This window comes from Actinomadura sp. GTD37 (assembly GCF_041951365.1).
GTDB lineage: Bacteria > Actinomycetota > Actinomycetes > Streptosporangiales > Streptosporangiaceae > Spirillospora.
Genome location: NZ_JBGNUS010000003.1, coordinates 221,098 through 234,282, shown reverse-complemented (window position 1 = coordinate 234,282; position 13,185 = coordinate 221,098). Strand labels below are relative to the sequence as shown.

The window sequence follows — 13,185 nt, the reverse complement described above, 5'->3', positions numbered from 1 at the left end:
CTCCCCCACGCTTTTATCAACCTCGTAGTTGGTTATTCTGCGCTGACCTCGGCTGCCGGTCAACGGTCCCGGACGGCCCGAGGCGCAGCAGGACGGCGCGGGCCAGCCCCGGGTCCGGTCCGATGACCGAGATCACCGGACGTGTGACGCCCGCGCCGACGTAGTCGGCGAGGCCCGCCCGGACCTGCGCCTCGTCTCCGGTCAGGAACAGCTCGTCGACCAGTGAGTCGGGCACGGCGGCGACGGCGCCCCGCCGGTCGCCGGCCCGCCAGGCCCGCGCCATGGGCTCCAGGACGTCCCCGCGGCCGAGCCACGCGTGGTAGGCCGCGTAGACGCCGGAGTTGAGATACCCGGCGATGTGCCTGCGGGCGTACTCGCGCGCGGACTGCCGGTCCGCGGCCGCGACGACGAACAGCCGGGCGACGATCTCCGCGTCCGGGTCGCCGTCCAGCACGAAGGGCGCCACCTTCCGGACGTCGTCCGGGCTGAGCCAGTTGAGGACGACGCCGTCGGCCTCCGTCCCGGCCAGCCGCAGCATCTTCTCCCGCAGCGCGGCGACCAGGACGCGGGGCCGGTGCGGCGGCGTCCGCGCCAGCCGGAAGCCGTCGATGTCGAAGCTGGCCGAACGGAAGGTGACGCGGCCGCCCTCGAACGCCTCGCGCAGGAACCGCACGGTGTCCGCGACCCGCGTGTACGGGCGGCGGAACGGGACGCCGTGCCATCCGGCGACGACGGCCTCGCTCGACGCGCCGACGCCGACGAAGACCGGCTCGGCGCTGGCCTCGGCCAGGCTGAGCGACTGCATCGCCAGCAGGCCCGGGGAGCGGGTGAAGACGGAGGCGACGGCGGTCCCGAGCCGCAGCCACGGCCTGCCCGCCGACGCCGCGAGCAGCGGCGCGAAGGCGTCCGAACCGGTCAGCTCGCTCGTCCACAGCTCCCGGTAGCCGGCCGCGGCGAACTCCTCGACCAGCCCGCCGACCTGGGAGAGCCGCTCGTCCGCCCCGGTCATGCCCACGGCGGGGCGCGCCGTCACGACGGCACCGCCCCCGGCGTGCGCGGCTCGCCGCCGCCCAGGTAGGCCGCCTGGACGGCCGGGTGCCGCTCGATCTCCTCGGGCGTCCCGACCGCCAGCGTCCGGCCCAGGTTCATCACCTGGACGCGGTCGCAGACCGTCAGCACCATCTCCATGTGGTGCTCGACGAGGACGATGGCCATGTTCCACTCGCGGGCGAGCCGCCGCAGCAGGACGATGAGCTCCTGGACCTCCGCCGGCCCGAGGCCCGCGGCCGGCTCGTCGAGGAGCAGGACCGAGGGGGCGCTGGACACGGCGCGGGCGATCCCGACGAGGCGGCGCAGGCCGAACGAGATCTCGCCCGGCATGTCGGCGGAGCACCGTTCGAGCCCGAACAGGCCCACCGCCGCGCGGCCGGTCGCCGACAGCTCGCTGCGGGCCGGCCGGACCAGGTCCATGAGCAGGCCGCCCAGCCGTCCGCCCTCGTGCCCGACCATGACGTTCTCGCCGACCGTCAGGTCGTCGAACAGCTCGATGCCCTGGAACGACCGGGCGAGGCCGCTTCCGGCGCGGCGGTGCGGCGGGCGTCCCGAGATGACCTCGTCGCCGAGGAGCACCCGGCCGCGCGCCGGGACCAGGCCGGTGATGGCGTCGATCGCCGTGGTCTTGCCCGCGCCGTTCGGGCCGATGAGCCCGAGGATCTCCCCGGGCCGCACGGTCAGCGACAGGTCCTCGACGGCCCGGACCTCGCCGAACCGGACGCCGAGATCCTCGACCCGCAGTTCGAGCGGCCGTACGCGGGTGACCACCGGATCCGCGTCCCCGGCTCCGTCCCCGGCGGAGGCCGCGCGCCGCCGGAGCGGCCGCACCGCCGCCGGGAAGCGTCCGGCGAGCAGGGCGCCGATCCGCCGCCAGGCGGTGAACGTCTCCGGGACGATCCCGCTCGGCTGCAGGACGAGGGTCAGCATGAGGGCCAGCCCGCTGATCAGGGGCAGGTAGTCGGTGATGCCGCTGAAGCCGAGCCAGGTGGACACGATGCCGCCGGTGGCCATGACGCCGCCGACGACGGCGCCGCCGACGTAGCCGACACCGCCCAGCACGACGGTGCCGACCAGCAGGATGGAGGTGAACGCGCCGAAGCCGGAGAAGGTCGCGACTCCGGTCTGGAACGAGGCCAGGACGCCGTAGAGCCCGGCCATGGCCGCGGCGAGCGAGAAGGCGACCAGCTTGGCCGACCGGACGCTGATGCCGATGGAGGCGGCGGCGCGCTCGTTGCCCCGGACGGCCAGGAGCTGGCGGCCGAAGGCCCCCTTGCGGATGTGGACCATGAGCAGCCCGGCGAGCAGGAGGAGCACCAGGACCAGGTCGGTGTACCGGACGGGGTGCAGCGCCGTGTCGACCGACCAGCCGAAGACCGTCAGCGGCCCGGTCGTCAGGCCGGTGAAGCCGCCCGTCCACTCCACGTTGTTGAACGCGACGTCGTTGACGACGACACCGAGGGCCAGGGTGATGGCGGCCAGGCTCGCGCCGCGCGTGCGCAGGGCGGGGACGGCGACCAGGAGCCCGGCAGGGACGGCCGTGACCGCCCCGACGAGCAGGCACGGGACGAGCGACCAGCCCCAGGACTGCGCGGCGTTCGCCGCCAGCAGCGCGCCGATGCCGCTCAGCGCGTACGGCGCCAGGGTCAGCTGCCCCGCGTACCCGGTGACCAGGACGATCGACAGCGCGACGATGGCGACCATGCCCGTCGTGGTGATGGGGCCGACCCAGGAGGCCGGTCCCAGGTGGGCGGCCAGGAACAGCGCCGCCACCGCCGCGAGGACGCCGGTACGCCCGAAGGCGGCCCGGCCGACCTTCGGCAGGGCCTCCTGGATCTCGGCGCGCACCGGCAGGCTCCGGCCGCGCGCCACGAACAGGACGGCGATGCCGAGGAACGGAACGGCCTGCGCCCAGCCGGGGGTGGAGATGTAGTTGCTGACGACGGACTCGGCGGCCCCGATCACCAGTCCGGCGGCCAGGGCGCGGGGGAAGGAGGAGAACCCGCCGGCGATGGCCGCGGCGACGGCCGGCACCACCAGCATGGGCAGCGTCTCGGTCTGCAGGCCGGTCAGCGGGACGATGAGGCAGCCGCACAGCCCGGCCAGCCCGGCGCCGACCCCCCAGTTCGCGGCGGCGACGAGGCGGGGCGAACCGCCGAGCGCCCCGACCGCGTCGGGGTCGTGCCACACGCCCGCGGTCAGCCGTCCGAACTGGGTGAACCGGTAGGCGTACCAGGCGATGGCCGTCACCGCGACGGCGATGGCCAGGAGGATGAGGCGGTCCGCGCCGACCGCCGCACCGCTCCACAGGTGGACGGCGAAGCTCGGCAGGTAGCTGTCCACGAGCCGGCTCTCCGTGCCGTAGTGCAGCGCGACCGCCGACTGGAGGGTGATGAACAGGCCGAGGGTGGCCGCCACGCGCGCCAGGGCCGAGGCCCGGCGCATCGGCGTCATCACGAGGAAGTGGAAGAGCACGCCGAAGAGCGCGGCGAGGACCGTGACCATGGCGACGGACGCCGCCGCCGGGATGCCGAGCCCGGTGCGCAGGTCGACGAACAGGTACGCGGCGGCCATCGCGATGGCGCCCTGCGCGAAGTTCAGCACGCCGGAGCTGCGGTAGACGGCGACGATCCCCTGGGCGAGCAGCCCGTAGACGGCTCCGCCGCCCAGGCCGATGATCGCGTAGAGCAGGACGTTCATCGCGGCCTCGCCTCGCCTGCGGCGGCGACCGTCAGCCGCTCGATCTCCTCGGTCCGGTTCCGGTGGTCGGCCGACCGGCCGGCCAGGGCGACGGCGCCCTGGCGCAGGACCAGGAACCGGTCGGACAGGGCCAGCGCCCGCCGCAGCACCTGCTCGACGAGCAGGACGGCCGTCCCGTCGTCCGCGGCCTTGCGCAGCAGCGCCGAGACCGCCTCCGCCGCCAGCGGCGCCAGCCCCTGGCAGAACTCGTCGACGACCAGGACGCGCGGGCGGCGGGCGAGCGCCCGGCCGACGCTCAGGAGTTGCTGCTCACCGCCGGACAGCAGCCCCGCCCGGCGGCTCAGCAGGGGCTCCAGCTGCGGGGCGAGGGCCACGACGGCGGCGGCGTCCACCTTGGCCAGCCGGAGGTTGTCCCGGACGCTGAGCGCCGGGATCAGCGACCGGTTCTCGGCGATGTAGCCCAGTCCCGCGCGGGCGCGGGCGTGCAGCGCCGCCCGCGTCACCTCGCCGAACAGCCGCACCTCGCCGGCCAGGGGCCGCTGCAGGCCGACGACCGTGCGCAGCACCGTCGTCTTGCCCGAGCCGTTGGACCCGAGCAGGGCCGTGATCTCCCCTTCGCGGACGGCGAGGTCGACGCCCTCGACGACTCGGAGGTCCCCGTAGCCGACCGCCAGCGCCGTCGTCTGGAGGACGGCCCCGGCGGGCGGCGGGACGCCGTCGCCGGGGGGCGCGTGCCGCAGAGTCGCCACCGTCTCCCTACTCCCCGCCGTAGACACTGACGAAGGACGTGCTCACGGGGGTGCGCTTGCCGTCCGCGGCCACGTAGTCGATCACGTACGGGTCGGTGATCCGCGGGTACTGGGGCAGCGGGCCCGGCTTGGCGAAGCTGATCGATCCGCCGGTGAGGCCGTGGGTGGCGATGGCCGGCACCGTGTTGAGCCGGCGGATCAGCGTGGCGCTGGTGAGCGGCGTCTGGCCCTTGAGCACCTGGGCGATCGCGTAGGTGCCGAGCCAGGCGCCGGCCGAGATGCCGTCCCGCCTGGCCTTCGGGTCGTAGTCGCGCATCTGCGTGAAGAACATCGCCGCCTTGGGGTCGCCGGGGTCGGCGATGTCGCTCGGCGTGTAGGTGTTGTCCGCCAGCCGGCCGAGGTTCTGGATGTCGGTCTCGAGCAGCGTCGGGTATCCGGCGGTGAACACCTTGGAGAACCCGGCCTGCCGGACGGCCTTCAGGATGCGCGCGCCGTCGCCGGCGTTGCAGGCGCAGGCGATCGCGTCGGGCCGCTTGCCGATGGCCTGGGCGGCGGCGGGCGCGGGGTCCGAGTTGCCGATCTTGGAGACGATCTGGCCCGCGACCGTGCCCCCGGCGGACGTCACGCCCGCGGCGATGAGGCCGGCCACGAAGGTGGCCTGCGGGTTCTCGTGCTTGACGATGGCGACCTGCTTGCCGCCCTTCTGCACGGCGAGCCGTCCGGCCTGGTAGAAGCCGGTCACGGTCCCGCCGGTCATCGGGTACGACATGGGGTTGGTGGCCTGGTCGGCCGAGATGACGTCGATGCCGACCCAGGGGATGCCCGCGGTCTTGAGGGTGGGCCAGAGCTGGGCGGTGAACAGGTCGATGCCGCCCACCATGGCGACCACCTTCTCCCGCGCCGCCTTCCGCACGCAGGCGAGCGCGGTGGACGGGTTGAGCTGGTCGTTGCACTGGACGACCTTGATGGGGTGGCCGTCGATGCCGCCCGCCTTGTTGATCGCCTGGGCCGCCGCCAGCGCGCCGGTCGCGGTCTGCGGGTACGAGAGGTTCGGGCTCGACAGGGTGCCCGACACCATGATCGTCACCGGCGAGTCCGCCGCCGACGCGGCGCCGGATTCGGAGTCTCCGCAGGCCGTCGCGAGGCCCGCGATCAGCACGCAGGCCAGGATTGGGGTGGTCGTTCGTATCACGGGCATTCGTCTCACGGGCGTTCCTCTCGCCGTCGGGACATGACCCAACTGACCGGTCGGACAAGATCTCGATGGCGGGACGGCCGCACAATCCCCGTCCCGCCCCGAGTGGCGATCGATCCCGCATCACCAACTAACCGGTTGGCTGGGGAAGCTAGCAACACCGCAGGCAGGCGTCAATGCCCAGCTCAAGAGAACCTGGCCGAACTGGCCCCGGCGGCGACAGGGCCAGCCTCGAAGGCGCCGCCGACTTCTTGCTTTAATCGACCAAGCAGTTGAGAATAGGCAACCCGGATCGACTGACTCCGACACGGCGGTGAGGGCGATGGACGACAGGGGCGCCGGGGTGGCGGCGGACCGCCCGGCCGCCGGCGTGGTCGTGCTGACGCTCGACCGGCCGGCCAAGAACAACGCGCTGTCGGCCGCCCTGCTGACCGAGCTGGCCGCGCTGCTGCGCGCCGCGTTCGACGATCCCGCGACCCGTGCCGTCGTGCTCACCGGAACCGATCCGGCCTTCTGCTCCGGCGTCGACCTCGACGCCATCGCGGAGGGGGCCGACTTCCCGCTGGACGCGATCCGGTATCTGCGGGCGGCGCCCGTCCCGGTCATCGCGGCGGTGAACGGCGCGGCGGTCACCGGCGGCCTCGAACTCGCGCTGGCCTGCGACTTCCGGATCGGCAGCGAGCGGGCGCGCTTCGCCGACACCCACGCCCGGCTGGGCTTCGCGCCCGCCTGGGGGATGACGGCGCGGCTGCCGCAGGCCGTGGGCCAGGCATGGGCGCGCCAGATCTCCCTCACCGGGTCGTTCGTCGACGCCGCCACGGCGCTGCGCATCGGGCTGCTCAACGAGCTGGTCGCCCATGATCGGCTCGTCGGCCGCGCCGTCGAGCTGGCCGTCATGATCGCGCGGACGGATCCGGACGCGGCGCGCCGCGTCCGCGACCTGTACGGAGTCGCGCGGGACGCGTCCGGGCGCGAGGCGCTCGAAGCCGAGGCCCAGGCGCCGCACGTCACCCCGGCCGATCTCCGGGCGTGACGCGAGAGCACCGAAAGGGGACGCCATGTCCATGTTCGCCGAGTCCATCGGCCCCGTCCACGAGTACCGGCACGCGCCGGACGAGACACCCGCTTACAACGAGTCCACCTACTACAACTTCGCCTCGCCGGACTCCGGGGTCGTCGGCTGGCTGCGCATCGCCGTCCAGCCGAACCGGCCGGCCGGGCAGGCGACGGCGCTGATCTTCCTGCCCCACGGCGAGACCTTGGCGGCGTTCAGGCGGGTGGGCGCGACCGGGGCGGACGCGCTCGCCGTGGGCCCGATCGAGATCGAGATCCAGGAGCCGCACCGCAGGCAGCGGCTGACCTTCGCGGACTCCGTCTCGGTCTTCTCCGACCCGCGGGCGCTCACGGACCCGGGCCCCGCCCTGCGCCGCGCGCCGGTCGCGGACGTCCGCGTCGACCTGACCGTCACCGGCAACGGCGACTCCTTCGGGACGGACGGGGACGATCCGGCCAACGTGCTGGAGGAGAGCATGGCCCTGGGCCACTACGAGCAGTTCGTCCACGTGGACGGCAGCCTCCGTGTAGGCGACCGGGAGTACCGGATCAAGGGCGGCGGGTTGCGCGACCACTCGTGGGGGCCGCGCGATTGGGCCGGGCCGCTGTACTACCGGTGGATCTCCGCCTCCTTCGACGACGGGCTCGCCGTCATGGGGCTCCAGGTCGCCCAGCGGGACGGGGGCATGACCCTGCGCGCGGCGATCGCCTCGGACGGGTCGGCGTACGAGGCGGAGCTCGGCGAGGTGACGATGGAGTGGACCGACGACGGCTTCTGCCGCCGCCTGTCCTGCCCGGTCAGGAGTCCGCTGGGGGACCTGGTGCTCACCGCCACCGCCCGCGCGCCCGAGCAGTTCGTGCCGCTGCGGCACCACCGGCCGGAGGACGGAACGTCGGAGGGGGTGACCCGGATCGGCTACTCCCCGTACGACTTCGAACTCGGCGACGGGCGCCGCGGCCTGGGCATCATCGAGGTCCTCGACCGCCTGGTCGACGGCCGGCCGGTCTCGATGACCGGGTAGCCGGGCGGCGCGGGGCCGCCCCGGGCTTTGTAGTCAACCAATCGGATGGTTATACTGACCGGGTGAGCGATTCGAGCATGGTTGGCCGCGACCTCGTCTTCCTGTGCGCGGACACCGGCGCCGTCGTCGCCGTGACCTGGACAGGCGACGAGCGGCCCGCGCTGGAACGGGCCGTCGTCTTCCTGGCGTCCGGCCAGACGTACTGGGTAGATCCCGCGTCCGGCGGCCTTCGGGCCGCGCTCGCCGTGCTGGACCGCCGCGCCGGCGGCCGGTACGACCTGCGGTTGTCCGCGCAGGCGCGGCCGATCGCCGCACCCGGCCGCCCGATCGACCGCGAGACCACCGCGGGACCGTACGTGCCGGTTGGCATCGACATCGCCTTCGAGCCGGCCTCCCAGCCCCTGGTGCTGGCTCCGGGAGCGCCGTCGGCGGAACGCGTGGCCCTGGCCCGGGGCACCGGCTCGGTGGCCGTGGGCAGCGTGATCCACCGCGTCGAAGGGTCCGCCTGGTCGGCCGCCGGGTCGGGCGGGCCCGCGGACTGCCGGGCGCGCGCGGTCTTCCAGGACGGGTCGGCGCTCTTCGTGTCCGCGGCCCCCTCCGGGCCGGTCGCCGCGCTCGTCCGCAACACCCGCATCCGCGCGGTGGCGCTGCAAGGCTTCGCGGTGCGCGGCGCGGAGTCCGGGCGGCTCGGCCGGACGGTCTCCTGGACGGGCGACGGCCGGTCCCCCGCCGGCGCCACCGCCGAGATCCGGGACCCCGATCAGCGGCTGACCGTCACGAGCGCGGATCCGGCGGGCCCGGACCGGCTGTCATGGAGCTGCGCACCCTTCGTCTTCGTCCGGTCGGGCATCACCGGCCTCGGCCTCGTCGAACGTCGGACGCGCGTCGCGCCGCCGGACTCGGCCACCGCCGCGACAGCGGCCGAGCCCGCCGACGAACTGCCCGACCCGTTCTGACCGTCCCCCTCGCGCATCGCCCTCAACAACGATCCACGAGGGAACCACCCCCGCCCAGCGCGGGCCCGGCATGGCGCGGGCTCAAGCAAGGCGCGGGGCCCGGCGTGGCGGGACGGTCAGAGGCGCTCGATGAGCGTGGCCGTGGCCATGCCGCCGCCGGTGCACATCGTGACGACGCCGGTCGACAGGTCGCGGCGCTCCAGTTCGTCCAGCAGGGTGGCGAGCAGGATCGGGCCGCTCGCGCCGATCGGATGGCCCAGGGCGATGGCGCCGCCGTTGACGTTCACCTTCGCCGCGTCCACGCCGGTCTCGCGCAGGAACCGCAGGACGACGGACGCGAACGCCTCGTTGACCTCGAAGAGGTCGATGTCCGCCGTCGTCATCCCGGCGCGGCCGAGGCACCTCAGCGTGGCGGGGCCGGGAGCGGTCAGCATGACCACCGGTTCCGCGCCCATGCTCGCCGTGGACAGCACGCGGGCGCGCGGGCGCCAGCCGCGCTCGCGCGCGGTCTCCGCGCTGGCGAGCAGGACCGCGGCGGCGCCATCGGCGAGGCCGGACGAGTTCCCCGCGTGATGGACGTGGTCGACCTCCGTCACCTGGGGGTAGACCTCCCGGCACATCTCGTCGAAGGGGCGGTCGTAGCCGTCCAGGACCGCGCCGCCCATCCGCGCGAAGGCCGGCCGGAGCCCGGCCAGGCTCTCCGCGCTGGTCTCGCGCGGCAGTTCCTCGTGGCCGAGGACGACGGAGCCGTCCTCGGCCAGCACCGGGACCATCGATCCGGCGAACCGGCCGTCCGCGATCGCCGCGGCGGCCCGGCGCTGCGACTCCAGCGCGTACGCGTCGACGTCGGACCGGCCGACCCCGTCGAGCGTCGCGATCAGGTCGGCGGAGACGCCCTGCGGAACCAGCGGGTGGCGGGAGCGGAGCTTCTCGTTGCCGCCGTCCAGGGTGAGGGCGCCGCCGGCCGGATAGCGCGACATCATCTCGACGCCGGAGGCCACCACGGTCTCCGCCTGCCCGGCGGCGATCATCATCGCGGCGGTGTTGACCGCCTGCTGGCCGGAGCCGCAGAACCGGTTCAGCGTCAGGCCGGGCACGTGCTGCGGCCAGCCCGCGGCCAGCACCGACAGCCGGGCGACGCAGTCGCCGTGGTCGCCGACGGCGTTGGCGCACCCGGTCAGCACGTCCTCGACATCGGCCGGGTCCAGCCCGGTGCGCCTCTCCAGCTCGCGGAGCGTCCCGGCGAGCAGTTCCTGCGGATGGATCCCGGACAGCGCGCCACCGGGCCTGCCCTTGCCCCGCGGCGTGCGGACGACATCGACGATCACGGCGTTCTGCATGGCGCCGACCCTACCAAACCGACCAGTTGGTTGGCTATGATGTGCCCACCACATCTGGAGGAGGTTCGGTGAGCGAGGAACTGCGTTACGACGACCGGGTGGCGATCGTGACCGGCGCCGGGAGCGGGCTGGGCCGCGCCCACGCGCGGCTGCTCGCGGCCCGCGGCGCCGCGGTCGTCGTCAACGACGTCGACCGGCCGGGCGAGGACGGGCGCACGCCCGCCGCGGCCGCGTGCGAGCAGATCACCGCGGAAGGGGGCGCGGCGATCCCCTTCGACGCCTCCATCGCCGAGCCGGGCGCCGGCGCGGAGGCGGTGGAGACCGCCCTCAAGGCGTTCGGACGGGTCGACATGGTCGTCAACAACGCCGGGATCGTCCGGGACCGGTCGTTCGCCAAGATGTCGGAGGAGGAGCTGCGGGCCGTCCTCGACGTGCACCTCCTCGGGTCCTACCGGCTCACCCAGGCGGCTTGGCCCCACCTGGTGGAGCGGCAGTACGGCCGCGTGGTCATGACGACGTCCGTCGCCGGCCTGTTCGGCAACTTCGGCCAGGCGAACTACTCCGCCGCCAAGGCCGGCCTCGTCGGCCTCGGCCGGACGCTCGCCATCGAGGGCGCGCGGAAGAACATCAAGGTCAACATCGTCTCGCCGGGCGCCGCGACCGACATGACGTCCGCGGCGCTGCCGGCGGAGTTGCACGCGGCGATGTCCCCCGACCGTGTGGCGCAGCTGGTCGGCTACCTGTGCCACGAGTCCTGCGCGACCACGGGCGAGATCTTCTTCGCCGCCGCAGGGAACTACGCGCGCAACCTGATCATCCAGACGGCGGGGTACCGGAACCCGGACGCGACCGTCGAGGACATCGCCGCGAACCTGGGCCGGATCATGGACACCGCCGAGTGGACCGTCCCCACCGACGCCTTGGCCGCGCCCGAGGTCTGATCCCGGCCGACCCCGCGGCCCGGGAACAGGCCGGGAAGGCGGCCTGCCTCCTCCCCTGCCTGTTCTCGGTCCGCCGTCGCGTCCCACAGCCTCCGGTCAGCACGGGTGTTCTGGTCAGCGGGGCATGCCCAGGCCCTGGGTGGCGATGATGTCGAGCTGGATCTCGTTGGCGCCGCCGCCGAACCGCCACACCGGCGACGATTGCAGCCCGTGCTCCAGGTGGCCGTGCGCGGGGGCGTACTCCGAGCCCGTCGCGATCGCGCCCTCCTCGCCGATCAGGTCCAGACCGGTGTCGCAGATCCGCTGGCGCAGCTCCCCCCACCAGATCTTGTTCATCGACGCCTCGGCGTAGGGGACCTTCCCCGCGGCGAGCATGCGCGCCCCGCGCAGCGCGAACAGGCGGCAGATCTCGACATCGACGGCGTGCTCCCCCATCACGACCTGGAGCGCGTGCGCCTCGGCGTCGTCGCCGTCCAGGAGCCCGTTGGCGGAGGCCCACTCTTCGAGCTGGCGCAGCTCCCACCTGGGCTCGTTGTGGTAGAACATCCGCTCGAAGTTCAGCGCGGCCGTGACGGCCTTCCAGCCGCCGTCCTCCTCACCGATCATGGCCGACGCCGGGACGCGGACGTCGTCGAGAAAGACCGTGTTGGTGCGCTCGCCCCCCTGCGTGATGATCGGCGTGATGCTGATCCCCGGGGTGTCCATCGGGACGACGAACAGGCTGACCCCCCGGTGCCTGGCCTCCTGCGCGCCGGTCCGCACCGCCAGCCAGAGGTGGGTCGCGACGGACGCGCCCGTGGTCCAGGTCTTCTGCCCGTTGACGACGTAGTGGTCCCCGTCGCGCACCGCCCGCGTGCGCAGCGCCGCCAGATCGCTGCCCGCGTCGGGCTCGCTGTAGCCGATGGCGAACTCGAGTTCGCCGCCCCGGATCCGCGGCAGCAGCTCCGCCTTCTGCCGGTCCGTGCCCATCAGCATCAGCGTCGGGCCGATCGAGTTGAGCGTCAGCAGCCCGTTCGGGAGGCGGCGGTCGTAGAGCTCCTCCGCGAAGAGCCACTGCTCGATCGGCGTCCGGCCCTGGCCGCCGTACTCGCGCGGCCAGGAGATCCCCAGCCAGCCGTCCGCGCCCAGCCGCTTGAGGAAGCGCCGTCCGTGCTCGCGCGGCTGCATGGGGTCCTCGGTGTTCTCCGCGCGGGTCGCCTCGATCAGCTCGGGGTCGAGACCGTCGAGATAGGCGCGCAGCTCCGCGAGGAACTCGAGCTGCCGCGTCCCGATCGCCGTCTCCATCGATCGTCCTCCCCACTTTAACCAACCAAACGTATGGTTGATTTACGACGTGTTCGGATCCTACGATGCCCGCATGAGCATCGAGTTCGAGAGCGCGGACGGGATCGCCCGCGTCACCCTGGCGGCGCACGAGCGGCGCAACGCCCTCACACCGGACGAGTTCGGCGAGCTGCGCGACATCCTCGTCTCCATCGCGTCGGACCCGGCCGAGCGGGTGGTGGTGCTCACCGGCGAGGGCACGGCCTTCTGCGCCGGCGCCTTCCTGCCGCCCGACGGCCCGCGGACCCCGCCGATCGTCCTGATGCGCCGGATCAACGAGACCGCTCGCGCGCTCCACCGCATGCCGCAGCCGTGCATCGCCGCCGTCAACGGCCACGCGGTCGGCGCCGGCATGAGCCTGGCCCTCGGCTGCGACCTCGTCGTCGCCTCGACCGCCGCCACGTTCGGGCAGGTGTTCGTCAAGCGCGGCCTGTCCCCAGACTTCGGCAGTTCCTGGCTGCTGCCGCGGATCGTGGGCCTGCACACGGCCAAGCGGCTGGCGCTGCTCGGCGACAGCATCGACGCGGACGAGGCCGCCCGCCTCGGGATCGTCACCGAGGTCGTGCCGCCCGGGGAGCTCGCCGCGGCCGCCACGCGCCTGGCGCGGCGGCTCGCGGACGGCCCGCCCATCGCGATGTCCCTGACGAAGGACCTGCTCAACCAGTCCTTCACGACCGGCTTCGACGACGCCCTGGACCGCGAGGCGACCGCGGCGGCGACCAACATGGCCGCCGGGGACGCCGCCGAGGCGTTCGCGGCCGCGCGGGAGAAGCGCGCGCCGGTCTTCAAGGGCCGCTGACGGCGGCCCGCCGGGCCGCGGCGGCGCGCCGGCGGGCCGCCGCCCGCCGCGCCCGCA

11 protein-coding genes are annotated in these 13,185 nt (G+C 73.8%); 5 read left to right on the top strand and 6 right to left on the bottom strand.

Features of this window, described 5'->3' with window-relative positions; translation table 11 throughout:
• Positions 1 to 16 precede the first annotated feature (16 nt).
• Genes ACA511_RS19445 through ACA511_RS19430 form a run of 4 tightly spaced genes read right to left on the bottom strand, consistent with a single transcriptional unit; the run spans position 17 to position 5,697 of the window.
• Positions 17 to 1,033, bottom strand: a complete 1,017-nt coding sequence (locus tag ACA511_RS19445) for an LLM class F420-dependent oxidoreductase (protein ID WP_375025808.1) — start codon at positions 1,031 to 1,033, stop codon at positions 17 to 19.
• On the bottom strand, positions 1,030 to 3,750 hold the full coding sequence (locus tag ACA511_RS19440; RefSeq protein ID WP_375025807.1) for an ATP-binding cassette domain-containing protein: 2,721 nt from the start codon (positions 3,748 to 3,750) through the stop codon (positions 1,030 to 1,032). The genes ACA511_RS19445 and ACA511_RS19440 overlap by 4 nt, the downstream gene beginning before the upstream one ends.
• Positions 3,747 to 4,499 (bottom strand): ABC transporter ATP-binding protein, encoded by a 753-nt coding sequence (locus ACA511_RS19435; protein ID WP_375025806.1) that lies wholly within the window; start codon positions 4,497 to 4,499, stop codon positions 3,747 to 3,749. The genes ACA511_RS19440 and ACA511_RS19435 overlap by 4 nt, the downstream gene beginning before the upstream one ends.
• A gap of 7 nt (positions 4,500 to 4,506) precedes the next feature.
• Positions 4,507 to 5,697, bottom strand: a complete 1,191-nt coding sequence (locus ACA511_RS19430; protein WP_375025805.1) for an ABC transporter substrate-binding protein — start codon at positions 5,695 to 5,697, stop codon at positions 4,507 to 4,509.
• A 319-nt stretch (positions 5,698 to 6,016) separates the two neighbouring features.
• Between ACA511_RS19430 and ACA511_RS19425 the strand changes: the two genes are divergently transcribed.
• The 3 genes from ACA511_RS19425 to ACA511_RS19415 all read left to right on the top strand — a co-directional run bounded on the left by ACA511_RS19425 (position 6,017) and on the right by ACA511_RS19415 (position 8,725).
• Positions 6,017 to 6,727, top strand: coding sequence for an enoyl-CoA hydratase (locus tag ACA511_RS19425; RefSeq protein ID WP_375025804.1), 711 nt, complete (start codon positions 6,017 to 6,019; stop codon positions 6,725 to 6,727).
• Between the two features lie 25 nt (positions 6,728 to 6,752).
• On the top strand, positions 6,753 to 7,769 hold the full coding sequence (locus ACA511_RS19420) for a hypothetical protein (RefSeq protein ID WP_375025803.1): 1,017 nt from the start codon (positions 6,753 to 6,755) through the stop codon (positions 7,767 to 7,769).
• Between the two features lie 62 nt (positions 7,770 to 7,831).
• The gene (locus ACA511_RS19415) at positions 7,832 to 8,725 is read left to right on the top strand and encodes a hypothetical protein (protein WP_375025801.1); all 894 of its coding nucleotides are present in this window, start codon (positions 7,832 to 7,834) and stop codon (positions 8,723 to 8,725) included.
• 116 nt (positions 8,726 to 8,841) lie between these two features.
• Here ACA511_RS19415 and ACA511_RS19410 read toward each other — a convergent pair whose 3' ends face one another.
• Positions 8,842 to 10,065, bottom strand: coding sequence for an acetyl-CoA C-acyltransferase (locus ACA511_RS19410; protein WP_375025800.1), 1,224 nt, complete (start codon positions 10,063 to 10,065; stop codon positions 8,842 to 8,844).
• A gap of 68 nt (positions 10,066 to 10,133) precedes the next feature.
• Between ACA511_RS19410 and ACA511_RS19405 the strand changes: the two genes are divergently transcribed.
• Positions 10,134 to 11,006 (top strand): SDR family NAD(P)-dependent oxidoreductase, encoded by an 873-nt coding sequence (locus tag ACA511_RS19405; RefSeq protein ID WP_375025799.1) that lies wholly within the window; start codon positions 10,134 to 10,136, stop codon positions 11,004 to 11,006.
• 114 nt (positions 11,007 to 11,120) lie between these two features.
• Here the strand turns inward: ACA511_RS19405 and ACA511_RS19400 are convergent, their stop codons facing one another.
• Entirely contained in the window at positions 11,121 to 12,290 is a 1,170-nt protein-coding gene (locus tag ACA511_RS19400) for an acyl-CoA dehydrogenase family protein (RefSeq protein WP_375025798.1), read from the bottom strand.
• A gap of 73 nt (positions 12,291 to 12,363) precedes the next feature.
• On the opposite strand from ACA511_RS19400, the gene ACA511_RS19395 reads away from it, so the two are divergent.
• Positions 12,364 to 13,128, top strand: a complete 765-nt coding sequence (locus tag ACA511_RS19395) for an enoyl-CoA hydratase-related protein (RefSeq protein WP_375025797.1) — start codon at positions 12,364 to 12,366, stop codon at positions 13,126 to 13,128.
• Positions 13,129 to 13,185: the final 57 nt, after the last annotated feature.

Bases quoted from the DNA above. Each gene is read 5' to 3' on its own strand.
- ACA511_RS19440 (WP_375025807.1), bottom strand. From the start codon at position 3,750: ATGAACGTCCTGCTCTACGCGATCATCGGCCTGGGCGGCGGAGCCGTC.
- ACA511_RS19425 (WP_375025804.1), top strand. From the start codon at position 6,017: ATGGACGACAGGGGCGCCGGGGTGGCGGCGGACCGCCCGGCCGCCGGC.
- ACA511_RS19395 (WP_375025797.1), top strand. From the start codon at position 12,364: ATGAGCATCGAGTTCGAGAGCGCGGACGGGATCGCCCGCGTCACCCTG.
- ACA511_RS19400 (WP_375025798.1), bottom strand. From the start codon at position 12,290: ATGGAGACGGCGATCGGGACGCGGCAGCTCGAGTTCCTCGCGGAGCTG.
- ACA511_RS19430 (WP_375025805.1), bottom strand. From the start codon at position 5,697: ATGCCCGTGATACGAACGACCACCCCAATCCTGGCCTGCGTGCTGATC.
- ACA511_RS19420 (WP_375025803.1), top strand. From the start codon at position 6,753: ATGTCCATGTTCGCCGAGTCCATCGGCCCCGTCCACGAGTACCGGCAC.
- ACA511_RS19410 (WP_375025800.1), bottom strand. From the start codon at position 10,065: ATGCAGAACGCCGTGATCGTCGATGTCGTCCGCACGCCGCGGGGCAAG.